Origin of the sequence: Polynucleobacter sp. 80A-SIGWE, from assembly GCF_018882295.1 — a bacterium.
In the GTDB taxonomy this organism is placed as follows: Bacteria; Pseudomonadota; Gammaproteobacteria; order Burkholderiales; family Burkholderiaceae; genus Polynucleobacter.
The window spans coordinates 884,391-905,012 of sequence record NZ_JACVOR010000001.1; the positions used below are offsets into that span (position 1 = coordinate 884,391).

Annotated in this window: 20 protein-coding genes and 1 tRNA gene; 12 read left to right on the forward strand and 9 right to left on the reverse strand. The window is 46.3% G+C overall.

Going from position 1 to position 20,622, the window contains the following annotated elements; genetic code table 11:
- The first annotated feature begins 14 nt into the window (after positions 1–14).
- From soxX to soxA, 4 genes are read left to right on the forward strand one after another with little or no spacing between them, the layout of a single operon-like run.
- The gene (gene soxX, locus ICN25_RS04535) at positions 15–371 is read left to right on the forward strand and encodes a sulfur oxidation c-type cytochrome SoxX (protein WP_370624693.1); all 357 of its coding nucleotides are present in this window, start codon (positions 15–17) and stop codon (positions 369–371) included.
- Between the two features lie 18 nt (positions 372–389).
- A complete protein-coding gene (locus tag ICN25_RS04540) occupies positions 390–860 on the forward strand; it encodes a SoxY-related AACIE arm protein (protein ID WP_216179367.1) in 471 nt (156 codons plus the stop codon).
- Entirely contained in the window at positions 857–1,186 is a 330-nt protein-coding gene (locus tag ICN25_RS04545) for a thiosulfate oxidation carrier complex protein SoxZ (RefSeq protein WP_216179369.1), read from the forward strand. The genes ICN25_RS04540 and ICN25_RS04545 overlap by 4 nt, the downstream gene beginning before the upstream one ends.
- A complete protein-coding gene (soxA, locus tag ICN25_RS04550) occupies positions 1,183–1,968 on the forward strand; it encodes a sulfur oxidation c-type cytochrome SoxA (RefSeq protein WP_370624694.1) in 786 nt (261 codons plus the stop codon). The genes ICN25_RS04545 and soxA overlap by 4 nt, the downstream gene beginning before the upstream one ends.
- Before the next feature lie 8 nt (positions 1,969–1,976).
- Here the strand turns inward: soxA and purU are convergent, their stop codons facing one another.
- From purU to ICN25_RS04570, 4 genes are read right to left on the reverse strand one after another with little or no spacing between them, the layout of a single operon-like run.
- Complete coding sequence (gene purU, locus ICN25_RS04555; protein ID WP_216179371.1) at positions 1,977–2,831, reverse strand: formyltetrahydrofolate deformylase; 855 nt, start codon at positions 2,829–2,831, stop codon at positions 1,977–1,979.
- A 48-nt stretch (positions 2,832–2,879) separates the two neighbouring features.
- Positions 2,880–3,341 carry a hypothetical protein gene (locus ICN25_RS04560; protein WP_216179373.1) on the reverse strand — a complete coding sequence of 154 codons (462 nt, stop codon included), beginning with the start codon at positions 3,339–3,341 and terminating at the stop codon, positions 2,880–2,882.
- Positions 3,292–3,714, reverse strand: a complete 423-nt coding sequence (locus ICN25_RS04565) for a surface-adhesin E family protein (RefSeq protein ID WP_255536675.1) — start codon at positions 3,712–3,714, stop codon at positions 3,292–3,294. Before ICN25_RS04565 ends, ICN25_RS04560 begins: the two co-directional genes overlap by 50 nt.
- 53 nt (positions 3,715–3,767) lie before the next feature.
- A complete protein-coding gene (locus ICN25_RS04570; RefSeq protein ID WP_216179375.1) occupies positions 3,768–6,233 on the reverse strand; it encodes a penicillin acylase family protein in 2,466 nt (821 codons plus the stop codon).
- Between the two features lie 133 nt (positions 6,234–6,366).
- Between ICN25_RS04570 and ICN25_RS04575 the strand changes: the two genes are divergently transcribed.
- From ICN25_RS04575 to ICN25_RS04605, 7 genes are all read left to right on the forward strand, one after another.
- A tRNA-Leu gene (locus tag ICN25_RS04575) sits at positions 6,367–6,455 on the forward strand.
- A gap of 232 nt (positions 6,456–6,687) precedes the next feature.
- Positions 6,688–10,194 carry a filamentous hemagglutinin N-terminal domain-containing protein gene (locus ICN25_RS04580; protein WP_216179377.1) on the forward strand — a complete coding sequence of 1,169 codons (3,507 nt, stop codon included), beginning with the start codon at positions 6,688–6,690 and terminating at the stop codon, positions 10,192–10,194.
- 79 nt (positions 10,195–10,273) lie between these two features.
- Positions 10,274–10,990 carry a DUF4239 domain-containing protein gene (locus tag ICN25_RS04585; RefSeq protein ID WP_216179379.1) on the forward strand — a complete coding sequence of 239 codons (717 nt, stop codon included), beginning with the start codon at positions 10,274–10,276 and terminating at the stop codon, positions 10,988–10,990.
- A gap of 2 nt (positions 10,991–10,992) precedes the next feature.
- Entirely contained in the window at positions 10,993–11,781 is a 789-nt protein-coding gene (locus tag ICN25_RS04590; RefSeq protein WP_216179381.1) for a phosphate ABC transporter substrate-binding protein, read from the forward strand.
- Entirely contained in the window at positions 11,781–12,617 is an 837-nt protein-coding gene (locus ICN25_RS04595; protein ID WP_216179382.1) for a phosphate ABC transporter substrate-binding protein, read from the forward strand. Before ICN25_RS04590 ends, ICN25_RS04595 begins: the two co-directional genes overlap by 1 nt.
- 11 nt (positions 12,618–12,628) lie before the next feature.
- Positions 12,629–13,810 carry a TAXI family TRAP transporter solute-binding subunit gene (locus ICN25_RS04600; RefSeq protein WP_216179384.1) on the forward strand — a complete coding sequence of 394 codons (1,182 nt, stop codon included), beginning with the start codon at positions 12,629–12,631 and terminating at the stop codon, positions 13,808–13,810.
- 65 nt (positions 13,811–13,875) lie between these two features.
- Entirely contained in the window at positions 13,876–14,277 is a 402-nt protein-coding gene (locus tag ICN25_RS04605; RefSeq protein ID WP_370624695.1) for a hypothetical protein, read from the forward strand.
- On the opposite strand, the gene ICN25_RS04610 is transcribed toward ICN25_RS04605, so the two are convergent.
- Genes ICN25_RS04610 through ICN25_RS04630 form a run of 5 tightly spaced genes read right to left on the reverse strand, consistent with a single transcriptional unit; the run spans position 14,274 to position 18,450 of the window.
- Positions 14,274–14,687, reverse strand: coding sequence for a biopolymer transporter ExbD (locus tag ICN25_RS04610; RefSeq protein WP_215326769.1), 414 nt, complete (start codon positions 14,685–14,687; stop codon positions 14,274–14,276). The genes ICN25_RS04605 and ICN25_RS04610 overlap by 4 nt on opposite strands.
- A 2-nt stretch (positions 14,688–14,689) precedes the next feature.
- A complete protein-coding gene (locus ICN25_RS04615) occupies positions 14,690–15,382 on the reverse strand; it encodes a MotA/TolQ/ExbB proton channel family protein (RefSeq protein ID WP_216179387.1) in 693 nt (230 codons plus the stop codon).
- A 5-nt stretch (positions 15,383–15,387) separates the two neighbouring features.
- Positions 15,388–16,083 carry an energy transducer TonB gene (locus tag ICN25_RS04620; RefSeq protein WP_216179389.1) on the reverse strand — a complete coding sequence of 232 codons (696 nt, stop codon included), beginning with the start codon at positions 16,081–16,083 and terminating at the stop codon, positions 15,388–15,390.
- Positions 16,080–16,886, reverse strand: a complete 807-nt coding sequence (murI, locus tag ICN25_RS04625) for a glutamate racemase (protein ID WP_216179391.1) — start codon at positions 16,884–16,886, stop codon at positions 16,080–16,082. The genes ICN25_RS04620 and murI overlap by 4 nt, the downstream gene beginning before the upstream one ends.
- Before the next feature lie 40 nt (positions 16,887–16,926).
- Positions 16,927–18,450, reverse strand: a complete 1,524-nt coding sequence (locus ICN25_RS04630) for a fumarate hydratase (RefSeq protein ID WP_216179393.1) — start codon at positions 18,448–18,450, stop codon at positions 16,927–16,929.
- 167 nt (positions 18,451–18,617) lie between these two features.
- On the opposite strand from ICN25_RS04630, the gene acs reads away from it, so the two are divergent.
- Positions 18,618–20,591 (forward strand): acetate--CoA ligase, encoded by a 1,974-nt coding sequence (gene acs / locus ICN25_RS04635; protein ID WP_216179395.1) that lies wholly within the window; start codon positions 18,618–18,620, stop codon positions 20,589–20,591.
- The last annotated feature ends 31 nt before the right edge of the window (positions 20,592–20,622 follow it).

Sequence of the window (20,622 nt, forward strand, 5' to 3'; positions counted from 1 at the left end):
TAGGGGATTCGATTGTGAATCCCCTTACTTCTTCTCCGGGCGATGTTTCTAGGGGGCGCGCCATCGTGGCTAGTCGTCAAGTTGGTTTATGTTTGCTGTGTCATAGCGGGCCATTTCCAGAGGAGCGCTTTCAGGGTAATCTGGCGCCAGAATTAACTGCCAGTGTGGGTCATTCCACCCCAGCCCAATTACGGGCGCGCTTAGTGGATCCAAGCCGCTTTAATCCAACAAGCATCATGCCGGCGTACTACCGCACTACCGGATTAAATCGGGTTGCTCCTAAGTTCGTCGATCAAACTATTCTTACCAGTCAAGAGATCGAAGATGTTGTCGCTTTCCTGGTGAGCCTTCAATCTAAACCTCTTCAATAACTAAGCGAAGATTACGAAATGAATATGACTGATTTAAAGCTAAGTCGACGCACGTACTTATCTGTACTTGGTCTTTTGGGTATATCCAGCTGGATAGTTCCAGGTTTGACTATGGCTAAAAAGCCAGAAGCAATGGAGGCAATCGCAAAAATTGTTGGCTCAAGCCCGATTCGAGATGGCCGAGTGAAATTGGTGATTCCACCTTTAGTGGAGAGTGGTAACTTGGTTGTGCTCAAGCTGGCTATAGAGAGTCCGATGACGGCAAATGATTATGTGAAAGCAGTCCATGTGATCGCGGAAGGTAATCCACTCCCAAATATTTTTACAGCGTATTTCACGCCCCGATCTGGTCGCGCTGAGTTAACCACTCGTGTGAGATTGGCTGACTCGCAAAGGGTATGGGCAGTTGCTCAAATGAGTGACGGCAGTTTTTGGCAAGGCTATGCAGATACCTTGGTAACCCTTTCTGCCTGTACGGAGCTGGTATGAGTAAGACTTCCCGTACTGGCATCACTATGCCAACTCAAGCAAAAAAAGATTCCATTATTGAGATTCGGGCAATTGCACAGCACGATATGGAGACGGGGTATCGCTACTCTGAAGATGGCAAGCGGATACCCCGCGACATCATTCGTTTTTTTACCTGCCAGTACAACGGTGAAGAAGTATTCAGGGCAGATTTTTATCCGGGTATTGGTGCCAACCCGCTCATCATCTTTACAACCGTGGCAGTAGCCTCGGGAACGCTCGAGTTCAAGTGGGTGGGGGATGATGGTTATGAAGCGGTAAATCAAGCGCAAATTACCGTCTCGTGAGTCTTCTGATTTTCTGCTGTCGTATATTGCCGGTATTGGCAATCCTGATTGGAGTCGACTCCAGTCTAGCGCTTGAACCCTCCAAGGATGCTCAGCAATCGAGCTACCAGTTGATGACCCGAGAGAATCAAGCAATGCAGGATGATCCCAATCTCAACCCTGCTATGTTTTGGGTGATGGATGGCCATAGTCTCTGGAAAGAGAAGACTGGCAAAAAGAATATGGCTTGCGCATCCTGTCACGGCGATAGTGGTCAGAAGATGGCTGGAGTGGCAGTGCAGTTCCCTAAGGTGCAAAAGGGAAAGTTGCAGACCTTAGAAGGGCAAATCAATCAATGCCGTACATCAAAGCAGGAGGCATCGGCACTCGCATATGAGAGTAAAGAGCTTCTGGCCTTGACGACATTTGTGGCAACTCAATCCAAAGGTTTGCCTATTGCAATTCAAGAAACGTCCCAGAATAAAAAAGACTTGCTACAAGGTCGTCAGTTCTTTAATGAAAGAATGGGTCAGCTAAATTTATCTTGTGCTCAATGCCACCAAGATCGCGCTGGATTGAAGTTGGGAGGAAGTCTTATTCCTCAGGGGCATCCAAATGCATATCCAATTTATCGCATCGAATGGCAGACCATGGGGTCTTTACAAAGACGTCTACGTAACTGTATGAGTGGGGTGCGTGCCAAGCAGTTTGAATACGGCTCGCAAGAGATGGCTCAGCTAGAGTTATTTCTGATGTGGAGGGCCAGAGGAATGCCCCTGGAAACTCCAGGGGTCCGCCCTTAAAGTACGGCTTAGTCTGAGAAGACTACAGAAGTTGCGCCGTTAATCAAAACACGGTCATGCAAGTAATAGCGAAGGGCGCGGGACAACACTGTTCGCTCTAAATCTCGGCCTTTACGAACCAAGTCTTCGGGAGTGTCGCCATGGGTAACGCGCGTGACGTCTTGCTCAATGATTGGACCTTCATCCAAATCGCTAGTAACAAAGTGTGCTGTTGCACCAATCAATTTAATGCCGCGAGCATGGGCCTGGTGATAAGGCTTCGCACCTTTAAAGCTTGGTAAGAATGAGTGGTGAACGTTAATACAGCGTCCAGATAACTTGGTGGATAAATCATCTGACAGAATCTGCATGTAACGCGCCAGGATTACCATGTCCACTTTTGAATCTGCAACGATTTCCAAGAGCTTTGCTTCTTGAGCTGGCTTGGTTTCTGGTGTTACCGGCAAGTGATAGAAGGGGATATCTGCAAAATCAATGCTGGCATATACCTCGCGCGGATGATTGGAGACAATTCCACAAATGATCATTGGCAATTCACCGATGCGCCAGCGGTAAAGTAAATCTACGAGGCAATGATCCAACTTGGAGGCCATGATCAATACGCGTTTTAAATCTTTAACTGCGCGCAAGTCCCAGGTGAGATCAAAACGTTTGGCGATTTTTACAAAGCCAGCTCTCAGAGTTTTGCTATCGGCGCCGCAGCTAAAACTCACACGCATAAAGAAGCGTTTAGAAGCTTTGTCATCAAACTGCTGAGCTTCTTCAATGTCGCCACCTAATTCGAAGATATAGGTTGAGACGGCGGCAACAATGCCTGGTCGATTGGGGCAGGTCAGTGTGAGGTAGTAATTTTCTGTAGTCATGGCTTCAAAAGGGAAAAAGATTGCTTAACAAGGGTAATTTTAGACTGCTTATTTAGTAGCGGGGATGCTATCTGCTGGTCCTGGATAAGGCTCACTCATATCTTTGATTGCGGGGACGGGGATATCCGAACAAATAGGCTTTGGTCCTAAGGCATTCAGGAAATTGCAATCTTGCTTAGTTGCTGCTGAAGCCGCGTGCTCAAGTGGAGATTTTCCGGTAGTTACCGTGGAAATCGTGCTAACTGCCGTTGAAGGGTTGGCTACCGCGACGGATACAGCAGCAGTTCCAGCCGAGCTGGCTACGGTAGTGGCAGAACTTCCCAAGGCCATTAAGGGCGCAGCACATCCGGCTACATTAAGGCAGAGGAAGATACCTCCAAGAATATAGCCCCAATAAAAGCAAAAAGCAGACCAACCCGCTAGGTTTGATCTGCTGAGCTGGGTTGTCAAAAGGCGCTGATTATTTGCGCTGGCAGACAACGTTAAATACTCCAGCTGTCCACGATTCATTTACAACGGGCTCAAATTCACTGTTGGGGGTTTTGTTATCCGAAACTAATTTGCCGGAGCCTTTATTGCCCGCAAACTCTTTGTATTCAATTGGGCGATAGCTAATGGCTGGACAGTTGTATTCATTGATACCGATAATTGAACTCACGGGCTGTTTGTTTTTTGGATTCACTCCAGGTTTTTTAAAATCCAGCATTGACAAAATCTGCACTTTTTCGCCGGACTCGCTAATCGTATCTAAATCAACATAAACGACCATTAACTGATTTAACCCCAATTCCTGCCAAGCGGCAAAGCCATTAGAAAAAGGGAGTAGAGAGAGGGCGGTAAAAATGGCGAGAGAATATTTTTTCATGATAGATGGCGTTGTCATTAAATGGGTTAAGCCCAATCGGGGGCCTGCTTTGTAATTCTAAACTCCCCAGCTTACTTTTCCTTGATATTTAGATCCAGTTGCCGGCCAATCTTTTGGGGCTTCATTTGCAAGGGGAGGTATTCATTGTGAGCCCAGAGTGCGCTCATATTTCGGTAAAGCTTATTCTGTACCCAGCCAGATTGCCCAGTTTGGTAAATAAAGAGGGATTGCTCTAAATCAGAGAGGTCGTAGAGCGTCCGCAGGCTGGGGGCCTGTTTAGTTTCAAAAGGATTATCGGCCCTGAGAAGCTCGAGGCGTCCTACGTTAATGCTAAAGCTATCCCCAGGAAAAGGCTGCGTCAAATTAAAGAAACTTCCAAGGAATGGAACCTTGCTTAAAGGGCGATGCTCAGAGACGGCAATATGTGCATTACCCCACACCCAATTTTTAGGATTATTACCAAATTGCGCGCTCAGTTGTTCTAGCGCCTTATCAAGCGCCGCATTTGAAGCTTCAGCACAATTCTCGATCTGTTCAGTTTGCGGATCATTACACCAAGGGCTATTCGGATTTTGTAATTGCAAAATCAGCGGGTGTCTAAAGTTACGTGCACCATAATTTTCTGTGAACAAATAGCCTAAGCGCCCAAAGAGTTTGCGTGATAGTTGATCGGCCCAGGCATTAAATATGAGAGCGCCAGTGCTATCGATTTTCATATCGCCATCAAAGTTTCTGCTGAGCTCAATAGCTTGTTGAGCTAAAGGATGTTTTGATTGGGCGGATTTAAATAAATCTAGTAATGGTGTGGCACCTAGAGAGAGGGTATCAGCCTGCATGGATTTCATGGAGGCGAGGTCATGCACTGACTTGCCTTTTATAAGATCCACAATGCGGTCGTAGCGGGTTGGTAAATCCCAGTCGCCAGTTAGCGGATTTGGATCGTTGGCAGCCACGACTTTTTGGTTGGCTGTAGCAATCCAGTTCGCATCGGGGTTGGTGCTATTCGGTAGTTGATCGAAAGGAACGTAGCCAGTCCAGTCATATTGCTTTTCCCAGCCTAGCGCTGGCGCTACCCCATAGAGCCCTTGATGCAAAGTGCGTTTAGGAGCAACACCTGCCGCCTGAAATGAAATGTTTCCATCAACGTCTGCCATCACGACGTTTTGCATTGGCGCATAATTTTTACGAAGCGCCTGCTTAAATGTATCCAAATCTTTAGCGTGATTCATATCGAGTAAGCCGGCAACCGATTGATTCTCAACATCCAATGCGGTCCAGCGCAATGCTAAGACAAAGCGATCGGCATCAATTGCGCGCTTTGCTCGTGCGTAGGATTCGGAGATTACTGGACCATGCCGAGTTTCTTTGACTAAAAAGCGCAAGGGAGACTCACCTTTGATGTCGATGATTTCTTGACGCACTTTGAAGGCAAGCGGACCATCTGGCCCGCGATAGACGCCAGGATTTTTTGGATCAAGCTGTTCAATATATAAATCTTGAACGTCGGGGCCGGTATTCGTAAAGCTCCAAGCAAATTTATCGGTTCTACCTAAAACTACCGCCGGAATTCCAGGGAGGGTTGCGCCAATGACGTTGAGGCCTGGAGCCTCTAAGTGAGCCATGTACCAGATGGCTGGGGCCGATAAGCCTAGATGAGGGTCGTTCGCTAATAAAGGCTTGCCAGAGGCTGTGAGCTTCCCGTTAAGCACCCAATTATTGGATCCAATGCCATCTTTACCACCAGGCACTTCATTTAATGCTAATTCAGTTGCTGGTAACTTCTTCGACTTTTGATCTCGGTTGAGTGGGTTGGGGTTAAAGACATTGATGTCCCGATACATTTTTGCAAAGTCAACATTACTTACTGGTTCGCCTGGCGTGTATGCCGGCATGACTTCCCATACTTCCTTAGTCGTTAAAAATTGCGAGAGCTCAAGGCGCTGTAATTCTTTATGCCAGTTACCGCCAAGATCCAGTGCCATCATCAACATCCATGCCACGCTATCCGTAGGTGACCAATGACCAGGTTTAGAACCTGTTAAAAAATATTCAACTGGTAGCGCCCAACCTAAGTGAGCATTACCGGCATTCACTCCATCCGCGTAGGATTGTAGTAATCGCTTAGTGGCGATAGGGTAGCGATCGAATTGTTTTTCAGCTGCATGCTTAATGCCTAAGGTGCGAATAAAGCGATCAATCGCTAGAGTTTCTTTACCAAGGATTTCAGAGAGTCGACCACTAGATAGGCGACGATTAATTTCCATTTGCCAGGAGCGCTCGCTGGCATGCAAATAGCCCAAGGCAAAGAGTGCATCCGAAGAGCTCTTTGCTTGAATATGAGGAATGTCGCTTTCATCAAAGCTGATGGCAACCGAATCTCCCAGGGATTTGATGATCCGCTTGCCAGAGGGATTGGTTTGGGCTGAGATTAAGTAGAAGACTCCAACTGCAATGATCAATACCAAGGCCGCAGAACCAAGCCAAAAGATGGCTTTAAATAGGGTTTTAAGACCTGAGCTCGGCGTAGGAATTTTCATGGGAATAGTTTAGTGGGTTTGCTATAACTTGAGCCCGAGCGAGATGAAAACAGGCTTCCAGTCTCCAAGCGGTCTCACATGCTAAAATTTTGCTTGTCTTGATTTATTTAGTACGGCTTTATTGCTCGTGCGAGCCCGAGTGGTGAAATCGGTAGACACAGCAGATTTAAAATCTGCCGACTCAAAAAAGTCGTGCCGGTTCGATTCCGGCCTCGGGCACCAATCGATATTTTGCAAAAACTGCATTTCCAAGCTTTAAATGGTATTTTTCCTCTGATTGCAAAGCTGCCTTTCAGGAAAAATTCTTGTAAAATCAAGTCGTTACTATTTTTTTACAAAGTATTTGGTGAATCGCAAAGGAAGACTTTCTTCCACTATTCCTTTTTGCACTACCAAATCTTTATCTAAGCAGATAAGGAAGGTATTTACACTTTCTTTTTTTCTGTCATTCTCGGTGGGCACTATTCATGCTGCCCCTCCAGCCCCTGCGCAAAATGCTCTCCCAACTGGTGGTCAAGTAGTTGCTGGTAGCGCCACAATTAATTCAACAACGGCTGCCAATAATGCAGTGATGAACGTCAACCAAAGTTCGCAAAGAGCAGTGATTAATTGGGACGCTTTTAACGTTGGTAAAAATGCTGCCGTCAACTTCAATCAACCCAATGCAAATTCAGTAACACTGAACCGCGTAACGGGAGCAACAGCTTCGATGATTGAAGGTGCAGTTAAAGCGAATGGCCAAGTTATTTTTGTAAATCCTAATGGCGTTACTTTTGGTAGGGGCGCTGATATTAATGCGGCAGGTGTAGTAGCTTCCACCATGAACATTGCTGATAAAGATTTTATGGATGGTAAATCTACTTACAAAGGCAATGGCACTGGTCAAGTAATCAACGAAGGCAAGATCACCACAACAAACGATGGTGGTTACATTGCCTTACTCGCCCCTGAAGTGCGTAATGATGGCTACCTTTTGGCTAAAAAAGGCGTCGGAACAGTAGCGTTGGGCGCTGGTGAGCAAATTACGCTGGACTTTAAAGGTGGCTCCTTAATCTCCCTTAAGGTAGATAAGTCAGCCTACAACACCTTGATAGAAAACAAGAGGGTCGTCGAAGTCAACGGCGGCCTGGTAGTTATTGCTGCAGGTTCAGCTAATCAACTCATGGCCAGTGTCATCAGAAACACCGGCAAGATTTCGGCTAACAGCTTGGTGAGCAACGGCGGTGTAATTGAGCTGGTAGCAAACAACCTTACTCAGGCAGGCAAGATTAGTGCCAATAGCCAAAGCCAAGAGGGCGGTCAAATTAACTTGGTGGGTAGTGACATTACCGTAGCGGCCAACTCCAAGACAACGGCAACGGGCGCAACAGCTGGTGGCCAAGTGAACATTGGCCTCGCTAATACTCAGGTCAGTGGCGGCAGTCAGGTGAGCGCTCCAACCCAGCAGGCAATTCTGGCTAATGCAAACCAAGCCGAGAAAAATAATCAACTGGCTACCTCAGTCGCCATACAAGAGAACGCATTAATTGATACGTCGGCCACCCAAGTCGGCAATGGTGGTGCAATTGCCATTTGGTCCAAAGTGCAAACTACGGTTGCCGGTGTTCTTAAGTCGATGGGTGGTGCACTAGCCGGTAATGGCGGTTTTATCGAAACCAGCTCCAAGGGTCAAGTAAGTATTGCGCCAGCTACCCAGATCAATACTGGCGCCAATAACTCAACTGGTCGGGTAGGCACTTGGTTATTAGACCCAGTTGATTTGTTTATTAATAGTTCGGCTGCCACAGTAATTTCAGAAGCTTTGTCCAATAGCAACGTGACGATTGCCGTAACGGCAAATACAAGTGCCTGCACATTAGGTATCTGTATCTTGAATGGCACAGGATTAATGGTTATCGATAGCGGGGCTCATATTCTTAAGGCGGGGACTAATTACACTACCTTGACTCTTAGTGCTGCAGGCAACTTTCGCCTTGATGGCAGCATTACTGGGCAAAACTTAGATGTTGTTATCCAATCTTCAATTGCATACCTTGGGGTAGGTTCATCCATTAATGCCTCTAAGGTAACTATCCAAGCTCAGACAATTCTGAGTTATGGAACCGTTCAAACAAGCAACTATTATTTGTTTGGTAGTGGCGCGGGAACATTGGGTAATGCCATTGAGCTTTTGGCGCAATCTATTTTTATATCGGGCACTCTGAGGCTTAATGCGGGCGTGCCTTTGGTGCCGGATCTCATGCCAACCATTTTGGATTTAAATCTTCAAAATGCAAATCAGGGCCTCAATAAAATTTACTCTAGTACCGCGGCAAATGATCCTTCAATACTGACTGTCACCCCAGTGACACAGGCTGCAAGCAATGTTATTTACTTGACGGCAAGCCAAATTGATCCTGCTAGTGCTGCAGTAGTTGGTTTGGAGGGCACGGCTCAAGTTTTGGCCAGCGGTACTAATGGTGGGTCGGTTTATCTGAGGGGTACATATGCCTACACTAAAGCTAACAGTCTTCTGCAAGCAATTGGAACTGCTGGTCCTGGCGGCATGATTGGAATTAATGCTGATGACATAGAAATTGCTGGAGAGTTAAATACAGGAGGATCGACTCATGGCGGCTCCATTAACTTGATTGCTAATGCAGGAGTTTTGAATTTACAAGGTCGTCTTATCAAGGCTAATGGTGGGACTGGTTTGAGTGGAGTTATCAATGCACAAGTGTCTGGTATCCCATCACTGTTGGCTAATTTAGCCATGGTTGCAGGGTCGCCAAGCGACGGCATTGACTTTGGCAGCATTCTTTTCATCAGAGTGGCAGCACTGTCTGCGGCAGCGGGATCGCCGAACTTGGGTTATGAGATTGTGGATGCTTCTGGCACTATCGTTAATCTCGGTACTGGTAGCTATGCAAATCTTTCAATCAGCGGCACACCAAGCTACTTCAATAATACGGCTGCCATTGCAGACACTCTGGGTAGTGGTACGTATGCAAGCTTGAAAGTTAAAGGCTTGACGCTCGGCGGAGTGGACTCAGGGCACTATATGCTGGTATCAATACCAGCACCCCTCACGATTAGCCCAGCACAATCTATTGCACCGCCAGCGCCGATGGCTTTAGCTCCGCCACCACCTCCACCTCCGCCGCCAGTAATGTTTAGCGCACCATTACCTGCGCCAGCTCCAGCAAAAATGGAAATAGCACCAGCACTTGCTCCTTCTCCAGTTCCTGCAAATTCCCCGCCTCCTGCCGCTGGTGGGGAAATTCCAATGCAGGCTCCAGCTAAAGCGGCACCGTTGATGGTGATGTCTGATGGAAGCATTCAACTTACACCTCCACCACCTCCTGGTGCAGCTCCTTCAGCCGTTAATGCTTCAGCCCCTCAAGCGCCACCAGCACCACCACCGGCTGGTAATCGTGCTAGCCCAAATAAGGAGAGCAGGGACGCTAGGAATGGCAACAATAATTCTGAGACTAGAAAGTATGGAAGCACTAAAGGCAGCGTAGAAAAAGCAGATGCAAAGGATCGTAGCGGTAAGTTAACTAATGGACCTTCTAAATACGTTAGCAAGTACGCTAATGGCTTCCGTAATGGCGACAAGCCTGCGCCTAAGGAGGGCAGCAGTAAAACTGTGGCTGGTACAAAACCCAATTCTCCTCCACGAGAAGGAAAGTACAGTAGTCGCATTAACGCGATGACCAATAATCCAGCGGTGATTGCCGCTATGGCAAAAAACCCATTTGCTGGGAACGTTTTACCATTCCCGCAGGTCGCTCCAAATATTGTTCCTGCACCAGTGGTACTTAGAGGTGGAGATAGCCTGACGCAGTCCTATGATGATGTACCATCGATACGTAATTCTGGGGCGGTAAACGTAGGTCGCTCCCGGGCTTCGGAAAATTATCATGAGAGTCTTGAGTCAGTAAATCTCATGTCTACTTTGAATTTATTTATTATCCGTTAATTGGCGCAAGGATTGGTAATACATGATTAACTATTTGCATACACTCCCTAATATTGTCGTTGGGGTTTTCATAACGTGTATGGGATTGCTGATATCTACAGCCCTTCCTTTATTTATTCGTTGGAAGTACAAATTAAACCCAGATGAGCATCTTGCTAAAGGTGCTGAAGAGGGTTTTAAATTATTTACCTCTATTACCTTACTTTTAATTGCGTTTGCTTTAGTGCGTGTGCAGGGCGATCATCGAAATGTAGAAGATCTAGTCTCCCGCGAAGCAGCGCTGATGTTTAAGTTAAATAGATCTCTGGCCGCCTTTGGTGGTTCACATACAGTTGAGCTGCAGGGAGATCTAAAAAATTATGCCAATGCAGTAGTTGATGATGAATGGCCTCTCATGGCTAAGAATGAAAGAAGTGAAGAGGCTACTAATGTATTAACAGATTTGACGCAGGGTATTCGACTTCTTGATCCAAAAAATCCTGTGCAACAAATGGCAAGAGCTGAAATTGTGACAACCTTAAACCAGCTATCTGATGTGAGAGAGGCGCGGTTATCGGCGGCAAGACTTCAGCTACCCTCCTATTTGTCTGATGCTTTAGCTATTTCTGTTGCATTGCTTGCGATCTTTGGTTGGCTGCAAAATCCTTTACCCAAAATGGTTGCTTATGTAGGGGGTGTAACGATAGGTATTTCGGTGCTATTTACCTTGGTGATTGCTTTGGAGAGTCTATTTGTAGGTGAGAGCCGAGTAACACCTGGCGCCATTGTGCACATCCTGCCTTCTTTAGGGCCCTGATAATGCCCAACAAATCTATCGATCTAGCTGACATGCATTTTTTACAACTTCGTGGCTCAACAACAGTCATGAAGTTAATGCAGCAGATTGGCCTGCGATACATGGATGAGTTTCCAAATATTCGTCTACCCTTGCTTGGTGGTGGCACTGCGATGGGTTATAAATCTGCTTTGGATGGTACCGCTAATATCGGTATGGCTTCTGGACAGATTTCCCCCAATATTGAGTTGTGGGCCCATAAAAATAAGCTTGAAATTGAGGAAGTCACCATTGCTACCGATGGCTTGGTGGCTATTGTCAATCCAGCCAACCCTATTAATGACTTAACACTAGAGCAGTTGCATGACGTATTCACGGGAGCGACAAATACCTGGAGCTCCTTGGGTAAATACTCGGGGCCGATTCATGTTGTGAGCCATGATCCGAAGCTGGGGACCTATGAACCCTGGAAAAGACAGGTAGCTGGTAAGGAGCATATTACTTTGAGTGCAAAAGTAGTCTCCAATTTAAATGCGTTAATGCAAGCCATTACCTCCGATCCTTTTGCAATAGGATATGTCGGCACGACTTTTTTGAACAAGGAAAAAGTTAAGCCTTTAGCAATTAATGGCGTACTACCTACCTACGTAAATATTAAGCAGCTTCGCTATCCCATACGCAATAACTTGCAGTTGCTGATTAAGCCTACTGCAACTAAAGAAGAAAAAGACTTTATTGCTTATTGCCTTGATCCAAATAAAGGGCAGGCTATCATTAAAGGCGCGGGCTTAATTCCTGTGGTGGGCGAGTAATGATGAATCGTCGTCAGTTGCTTCGAAATATAGGCATTGCTGCTGGTCTTGGTGGCGCGGCTCTAACTGGGTTGATTGCTTATCCTTACATTATCGCTAGAGCGCAAAAAGAATTAATGATCTCTGGATCAGTAGCAGTAACACGCTTTGTTAGCTTATTGATTGCCCCATTTATCGAAAAACATCCCCACGTCAAGGTGTCTATTCAAGGGGGCGGATCCTTTGCCGGTCTAGTAGCATTGGATAACGGTGGGATCGATTTAGCGATGATGTCTAGGGATCTGAATTTTGATGAATTTAATCTCGACTTACACAGCAATTTGATTGGTATAGAAGGCATAGCAATTGTTGTGCACCCCAGTATGAATATCAAGAGCATCTCACTTGAGCAATTAGATGGTATTTTCGACGGTTCAATTAATAACTGGAATTCATTGGGCGGCCCCAATAAGAAGATTAATTTTTACAACAGAAATGAAGGCTCCAGTACACGTGCTTTCGTGGAAGATGTCGTGCTAAGAGGCTCTAAATTTGCACGAGACGCAAAAACATCTGACAGTGCTATCGATATATCCAATTTAATTGCGCAAGACCCTTACGGCATTGGTTATCTTACGAATAAAAATCTGAGCGATAACATAAAGGCAGTTGCCATTAATGGATTCGAGATTAATGACAAAACATTATTGCTTAAGCTTTACCCCTTATCCAGAGATATGTTCTTGGTTAATAAAAAATCAGCGAATCAAGCCACTAGAGATTTTGTTCGTTATAGTCTGAGTGCGGCTGGACAAGATATATTTGCCAAGCATGGCTTAACCCAAGTTTCTCAGTAAGGCCTTAGCTCATGGGTAATCCGACTAATGAAGTTGAACAGTATTTATTTTCAGCCTTAGACTGGCTTAGAAGTAAGCACCACATTCGAAAAGGCTTGGCCCTAATCGTTATAGCCATCTTGCTTGGTTTTGCCTGCAAATTTGCCTACGATCTATTTCCGCGGCACTATAAATTAAGTATCAGTGGCGGTGGGATGCTCACCAAAAGCCATCACTTGACTAAAGTGCTGCAAGAAGAAGCGGCGCGACGAAACATCTCTTTAACAATTGAGCCAACAGCTGGCTCATTTCAGGCGCTAAATAACTTAAATGAGGGCACATTAGATTTAGCTTTCGTGCAGGGCGGCATTGATCCAGTGGGATATGACGATGTTAGGCAGGTTGCTTCAATTGCCCCACAGTTGATCCATTTTTTAGTAAAGGGTGATGTCAAGACGATTCATGATATTCGGGGCAAAACCGTCAATCTAGGCGAGAAAAATGGCGGCCCCAGCATTGTCTCTAATCAAATATTACGTTTTTCAGGTTTAGTTCCTGAAGTGGATTATGTGGAAACCAACTTTAGCGACGAGCAACTTTTGGGTATGAAGCCCAATCGTTTGCCCGATGTCATTGTTCAGGTATCTTATGCTCCATCAGCTACGGTAGATTTTTTGGTGCAAAAGCGTGGCTATCAATTATTGGAAATGTCTTTCCCGCCATCCTTGGCAATGCGCATGGGTTGGGTTGCAGATACAAAGATTCTGGCTTACATGTATCAAATCTCGCCGCCAGTACCCGCTACAGATATTCGAGTGGTCGGGGTTAATCTGAATCTTCTGGCGAATAAAAATGTTGATCCACGCGCTATATCGGCCTTGTTGCCTGTTTTGTATAGTCCGCAGATAAGCTCTCGGTTCAGCTTCCCGATATCTGAGGAAAATATATTGACCCCGTCTGGCTTTCCAATTTCCGATGGCACGGAGTTATACATTTCCAGTAAGCAGCCTTTTATGACTGCGCAATTCATAGATCAGATTAAAGTAATTTTTGGTTTAGTCATGTCTTTGTTATCGGTTGCTTTGGTGGTCTTCAAATGGTTTAAAGCGCCAAAGGATGATGAAGAGCCTAAAAACAAGGGTGGCGATGATGACACTCCTAGTATTGCCGATCAATTCAATAGTATTACAAGCAATATCTCCAAACTAGAATAGTCCTCGCATCAATCTTGAATTCATCACAGCTAGCATGTTGCCTCTGTATGCTTTTCATGTCTTCCGTGGCGTGGAGCGTCGAAGTTCTTCAATTTAATTGCACGCGTTCAGAAAATAATTACACCGAGACCTACGATTTAAAGGTTAGTCCTGCCTTAAAAAATCAGAAGGCCAAGGTCTATGTAGATGGTCGGGATTTAGATCAATCCGATGAGTTGGGAAGGCAAGCCGTTAAGACCGTTTTAGTAACTGATTCCACGGTACTGATTTCGATGGAGGCCAACTTTCCACCAGAGCGTTTTGATGGTATTCAGTATGGGCCTGGATCAGTAAGCACGGCGATCACAATTAATCGCTTAACTGGTCAGCTGAGAAAAGCTGAGACCATTAAGGGCGGGATTCTCTCAGCCACTCTTGGTGAGGGTACAAAGACCTACCAAGAGCAATGCGCTACCGCAAAACCTTAGTTAGGTTCAGTCACAAACCCAAGCTTCGTTAGGCCAGCACGACGGGATGCTGCTAATACTTGTGCAACATATTCGTATTTCACAGACTTATCAGCGCGTAAATTGATTTCTGGTTGCGGCTCTTTCTGGGCAGCTTTTTCTGCATAGCCATCAAACGTTTTTAAATCAATGGGTGTGCTATTCCAAAATATTTGACCTTGAGCATCAATCGAGAGCTGTACTGACTCCGGCTTGACTTCATTGCGCACGCTATTGGCTTTTGGAAGCTCAACCTTCACCGCCTGCTGGATCACTGGCAGGGTGATGATGAAGATAATGAGAAGAACTAACATGACGTCCACCATCGGAGTCATGTTGATTTCGGCCATGATGCCGCTTTCTTCTTGATCGTTCTGAAGATTAAAAGACATATTTATTCTCCGGACTTCACGCGGGCACCAGTTACAAAGTATGCGAGGAGGTCATTGCCAAAGCGGTTGAGGTCGGCAACCAATAATTTATTGGCGCGGTTGATTGCATTAAAGCCTAGCACCGCTGGAATTGCTACAGCTAAGCCCAAAGCAGTCATGATGAGGGCTTCACCAATAGGACCTGCAACTTGATCAATCTGTGCGCTACCGGAGCTGCTGATTGCGATTAAGGCGTGGTAGATGCCCCACACGGTTCCAAACAAGCCAATAAACGGTGCAGTTGCGCCAGTTGAGCCCAGGAAAGTCAGGCCTTTTTGGAGTTGTGCGGTAACCCCGTCAATACTGTTCTTAAGGCTTCTTGCCATCCACTCTGAGTAATTCAATGTCTGCAAGAGTTCACGATGGTTGGTCGATTGACTTTGGTGGTGAGTGGAGGCGCCACTTGCAGCCTTGGCAATTTGATAATAAGGATTGCTTGCATGACTAGTGAATGCATTGAGACCTTGGTCATATGATGTGGCACGCCAAAATTGATCGAGCTCAGGTTTGAGTTTGCGCAGATTGCGCAAATCCCAAAAGCGGGATAACAAAATCACCCAGGTCACAATCGAGCAAGTGAGAAGTGCGAGCGCTACAAAGCGAGTAATAGCATCGCCCTCGAGCCATAAATTTGCTAAGCCAAATGGTGTATTCATAATGTTTAATTCTTTAAATTAAATTTAATTAAAAGGTTAGTAGAAATTCTTTGGGGCGAACCATTTACTAAGAATGGTTTAAATCGATAACGACGACCAATCTCTGTTGCTGCTCGATCTAATCTTGGAAATGAGCTCGAACGTAATAGAGCAACATCCTCAACACTGCCGGATTCATCAATAATCAATCGCACCGCCACTTCACCTTGCTCCCCTGATCTCTTCGAGAAAGAGGGATAGTAGGCATCTGCATCAGGCTGATAGACGACAACCAGTTTACCAATGTCAGTCTGAATCGGTGTGCCGCTCGATCCAGAGGTGGTTGCGGGCGCAACCGTAGCATTAGGGACCTGAGATTCGCTTTTAGACTGCTGTGGTGTTGGTGGAGTGGCAGCTTGTTGTTGAGTTTGCGGTGGAGTTGGTGCCTGCGTGGATTTCTCATCCACGGTTTTCTTCTTTTGCTCTTGCTTGGGTTTTGGTGGAGGTGCAGCTGGAGCTGCTTGAGGCTGTTTAGCAGCCTCAGGGCTTACGAGGTTGGCCATGACTCGCGCATCATCCATATTGTTATCGTTGTCAGGCTTCATGCCGCTTTGGAAGCCAACTAAAAATAGTAGATGCAGGGCAATAACAATGCCAATGATGATGCGTTCGGTTTTATCGAAGGGCAGACGCGCGTTGAGTTGGCTGAGGAAAGTGCTCATTTGAAGGTGCTCACCAATTGAGACTCAATGCTGCGTTCATCTAGATCCGATTGCATGAGCTCTTGCGCCATTTGATTTAGCGTCTCTGCATCTTTGCTGCTAATAAATCGAATAGAACCACATGTACCATCATCTAATTGCTTACCTTGCGCCTCTAGCTTTCTTTTGAGTTGGCGCACAACTGCATCACTGGTATCAATGAGATTGATTGAGTCTCCAAGTAACTTGCGAATGGCTTTACGCAAGAAAGGGTAGTGCGTACAACCCAAAACTAGGGTATCCGCGCCAGCATCCTGAATGGGTTCAAGGTGCTCTGCAAGTAACTCCAGGGTCTCTTCGCCATTGGCTTGGCCTGCTTCAATCAGAGGAACAAGACCAGCCCCAGCTTGTTTAATAAATTGACAGTTAGGAAGGGTGGCCAGTAGGGCGGTGAATTTATCGCTCTTCAGCGTGGCCTCGGTGGCAAGTACTCCAACAATGCCATTCGTAGACTGCATTGCCGCCGGCTTAATGCCCGGCTCTACGCCAATGATGGGAATGTTGCTAAGCTGATTACGAATATGTGCAATCGCTTCCGCGGTAGCGGTATTGCAGGCAACCATAATCGCATCGCATCCTTGTGCCGCTAAGTATTGGCATAGCTCCAAACTGCGCGAAGCTATCCACTCGCTAGACTTTTCTCCATAAGGCGCATTGATGGAGTCAGCTAGATAAATGTAGTCGTGCTCGGGAAGCTGACGCAGAGCCTCATCCAAAATGGATAAGCCTCCAACGCCAGAATCAAATACTCCGATGAGTGCCAAGTAAAGGTCGCTTAACTATGTATTGCTAGTGATAGTTGTTTTACGCAATCTTGACTGGAATACCAGCAATCTTGGCTTGCCATTCTTTTGGACCAGTCTCGTGCATTGAAATACCTGCAGAGCTGACCGCTACTGTTACTGGCATATCTTTGACATCGAATTCATAAATGGCTTCCATGCCCAGATCAGCAAAGCCAACTACTTTCGCCGTCTGAATTGCTTTAGACACTAAGTACGCAGCGCCTCCAACAGCCATCAAATAAGCAGACTTGTGTTTCTTGATTGCTTCAATTGCAATAGGACCACGCTCAGCTTTACCAATCATCGAGATCAAACCAGTTTGAGCCAGCATCATCTCAGTGAACTTATCCATACGGGTTGAGGTTGTTGGTCCTGCTGGACCAACTGCTTCACCACCTACTGGATCAACTGGGCCAACGTAATAGATCACGCGGTTCTTAAAGCTCACTGGTAATTCTTCACCCTTAGCAAGCATGTCCTGAATGCGCTTATGAGCAGCATCACGACCTGTCAAAATCTTGCCGTTGAGAAGTAGCGTTTCGCCTTCTTTCCAGCCGGCTACTTCTTCAGCAGTCAAAGTATCGAGGTTCACACGCTTTGATTTCTTAGTATCCGGAGTCCAAGTCACGTCTGGCCAATCAGATAAGGATGGCTTTTCTAATATCGCTGGGCCATCGCCATGCAAGTGGAAATGCACGTGACGAGTTGCGGCACAGTTTGGAATCATCGCTACCGGCAATGAAGCCGCGTGCGTTGGGTATTCCATGATTTTGATATCGAGAACAGTTGCTAAGCCACCGAGGCCTTGTGCCCCAATACCAAGCTTATTCACCTTCTCGTATAGCTCTATGCGCAGCTCCTCAGCACGAGTCTTCGCGCCGCGTGCGATCAATTCTTGAATATCTACAGGCCCCATTAAGGATTCTTTAGCCATCAACATGGCTTTTTCTGGGGTTCCGCCAATACCAATGCCTAGGATGCCGGGAGGGCACCAGCCTGCACCCATGGTTGGGACAGTCTTGAGTACCCAGTCGACGATGGAGTCAGATGGGTTGAGCATGACCATCTTGGCTTTGTTCTCAGAACCTCCACCCTTAGCGGCACAAATCACTTCCACATCATCACCCGGCACGATTTCGTAATGCACGACGGCAGGGGTGTTGTCACCCGTATTTTTGCGTTTACCCGCTGGATCGGTCAAAACTGAGGCACGTAATGGGTTGTCTGGGTTCATATAGGCCCGACGAACACCCTCGTTCACCATCTCGGTGACGCTCATAGTGGCATCGCCCCATTGGACGTTCATACCAATTTTGAGGAAAACGACTGCAATACCGGTGTCCTGACACATAGGGCGGTGGCCTTCCGCGCACATGCGACTATTGGTCAAGATCTGAGCGATCGCATCCTTAGCTGCAGCGCCTTGCTCAAGCTCATAAGCCTTACCCATGGCGGAGATGAAGTCCTTTGGGTGATAGTAAGAGATGAACTGAAATGCGTCTGCAACGCTTTGAATAAGGTCGTTTTGTTTGATATTTGTCATGGTTTTAGGCTTGATTGTGTAAGGTTTCTTCTATTTTAAGGGTTTGCCATAGAGCAAATCCAGCGTGTTTTCACTTATCTTATTAGCTCTTGGGGATGCGTTTCCCTAACTTTGCGCTGTTTTTGCAAAAAAAGACGACTGATTATTGAATAGAAGGGCTGTGAAGCATGGAACCATTGATGCAAGAAAACCGCGTATTTAACCCACCAGCAGACTTTGTTAAATCTGCTGCCATTCCTGGAATGGAAGCTTACAACAAGCTTTGTGCTGAAGCTGAAAAAGATTATGACGGTTTTTGGGGTCGTCTTGCTAAAGAAAATATTTTTTGGAAAAAGCCTTTTACTAAAGTTCTTGATGAATCCAAAGCACCTTTTTATAAGTGGTTTGAGGATGGCACAACCAATGCTTCATACAACTGTTTAGATCGCCAAGTTGAAAACGGACTCGGTGGCAAAACTGCAATTATTTTTGAAGCTGATGACGGTACCGTTACCAACGTAACTTACCAAGAAATGCTTGAGCGCGTTTGCAAGATGGCAAATGCACTTCGCAAGATGGGCATCAAGTCTGGTGACAGCGTCATCATTTATATGGCAATGACAATTGAAGGTATTGTTGCCATGCAAGCTTGTGCTCGTATTGGTGCAATTCACTCTGTCGTGTTTGGCGGCTTCTCTGCCCAAGCTTTGCGTGATCGCATCGTTGACGTAGGTGCTGTTGCAGTAATTACTGCTGATGGACAGTTCCGCGGTGGCAAAGCATTGCCATTGAAAGCCATTTGCGATGAAGCTCTGTCCACTGGCGAGTGTCCTAAGGTTAAGCATGTAATCGTTAGCAAACGAACTGGCGCCGATATCGTGATGGCCGCAGGCCGCGATGTTTGGATGCAAGAGATCGTAGCGAATGAATCTACTACTTGTGAGCCAGAGTGGGTAAGTGCTGAGCACCCATTGTTTATTCTTTACACATCTGGCTCAACAGGCAAGCCTAAAGGCGTCCAACACTCTACTGGTGGTTACCTCTTGTGGGCAATCCTCACAATGAAGTGGACATTTGATATCAAGCCTAACGACGTGTTCTGGTGTACAGCTGACATTGGTTGGGTAACAGGTCACTCTTACATTACTTATGGCCCGCTCGCAGTTGGCGCCACTGAGATCGTATTTGAAGGTGTGCCAACTTATCCAAATGCCGGTCGTTTCTGGGACATGATTCAGAAACACAAGGCAACAATTTTTTACACAGCTCCAACAGCGATTCGTTCATTGATCAAAGCATCTAGCAATGATCAAGCAGTGCATCCCAAGAGCTATGACTTATCTTCATTACGCCTCTTAGGTTCTGTAGGCGAGCCAATTAATCCAGAAGCTTGGATGTGGTACTACGAGAATGTCGGTGGTTCACGTTGCCCAATCGCAGATACTTTCTGGCAAACAGAAACTGGTGGTCACATGATTTCACCATTGCCAGGTGCAACACCAATGATTCCAGGTTCATGCACATTGCCATTGCCAGGTATTCAGGCGGCGATTGTGGATGAAGCAGGTGTTGACGTTCCAAACGGTCAAGGCGGTATTTTGGTTGTAAAACGTCCGTGGCCTTCCATGATTCGTACGATTTGGAATGATCCTGATCGTTTCGTGAAGTCTTATTTCCCAGAAGAGTTAGGCGGCACTTTGTATCTAGCTGGTGACGGTGCAATCCGTAATAAAGATACCGGCTACTTCACCATCACTGGTCGTATCGATGACGTGTTGAACGTTTCTGGTCACCGCATGGGCACAATGGAAATCGAGTCTTGCTTGGTAGCTAATCCATTGGTTGCTGAGGCTGCAGTGGTTGGTCGTCCAGATGAACTGACTGGTGAAGCTATTTGTGTATTTGTGGTTCTCAAAGGCGGTCGTCCAACAGGCGATGATGCTAAGAAGATTGCGACAGAATTGCGTAACTGGGTTGGTAAAGAAATTGGTCCAATCGCTAAGCCCAAGGATGTTCGTTTTGGCGATAACTTACCTAAGACCCGTTCTGGCAAGATCATGCGTCGCTTGCTGCGCGTTATTGCCAAAGGCGAAGAGGTTACTCAAGACACTTCAACCCTAGAGAATCCGGCGATTTTGGAGCAGCTCAAAGAGTCTGTATAAGTTGCTAATCACGCTTTTAGAGGCAACCCTT

Coding starts and splice junctions, on each gene's coding strand:
- ICN25_RS04540 (WP_216179367.1), top strand. CDS start 390: ATGAATATGACTGATTTAAAGCTAAGTCGACGCACGTACTTATCTGTA.
- ICN25_RS04545 (WP_216179369.1), top strand. CDS start 857: ATGAGTAAGACTTCCCGTACTGGCATCACTATGCCAACTCAAGCAAAA.
- ICN25_RS04570 (WP_216179375.1), bottom strand. CDS start 6,233: ATGAAAATTCCTACGCCGAGCTCAGGTCTTAAAACCCTATTTAAAGCC.
- acs (WP_216179395.1), top strand. CDS start 18,618: ATGGAACCATTGATGCAAGAAAACCGCGTATTTAACCCACCAGCAGAC.
- ICN25_RS04560 (WP_216179373.1), bottom strand. CDS start 3,341: ATGAATCGTGGACAGCTGGAGTATTTAACGTTGTCTGCCAGCGCAAAT.
- ICN25_RS04600 (WP_216179384.1), top strand. CDS start 12,629: ATGGGTAATCCGACTAATGAAGTTGAACAGTATTTATTTTCAGCCTTA.
- ICN25_RS04630 (WP_216179393.1), bottom strand. CDS start 18,450: ATGACAAATATCAAACAAAACGACCTTATTCAAAGCGTTGCAGACGCA.
- ICN25_RS04585 (WP_216179379.1), top strand. CDS start 10,274: ATGGGATTGCTGATATCTACAGCCCTTCCTTTATTTATTCGTTGGAAG.
- ICN25_RS04615 (WP_216179387.1), bottom strand. CDS start 15,382: ATGAATACACCATTTGGCTTAGCAAATTTATGGCTCGAGGGCGATGCT.
- purU (WP_216179371.1), bottom strand. CDS start 2,831: ATGACTACAGAAAATTACTACCTCACACTGACCTGCCCCAATCGACCA.
- ICN25_RS04610 (WP_215326769.1), bottom strand. CDS start 14,687: ATGTCTTTTAATCTTCAGAACGATCAAGAAGAAAGCGGCATCATGGCC.
- ICN25_RS04590 (WP_216179381.1), top strand. CDS start 10,993: ATGCCCAACAAATCTATCGATCTAGCTGACATGCATTTTTTACAACTT.
- ICN25_RS04620 (WP_216179389.1), bottom strand. CDS start 16,083: ATGAGCACTTTCCTCAGCCAACTCAACGCGCGTCTGCCCTTCGATAAA.
- ICN25_RS04565 (WP_255536675.1), bottom strand. CDS start 3,714: ATGACAACGCCATCTATCATGAAAAAATATTCTCTCGCCATTTTTACC.
- ICN25_RS04595 (WP_216179382.1), top strand. CDS start 11,781: ATGATGAATCGTCGTCAGTTGCTTCGAAATATAGGCATTGCTGCTGGT.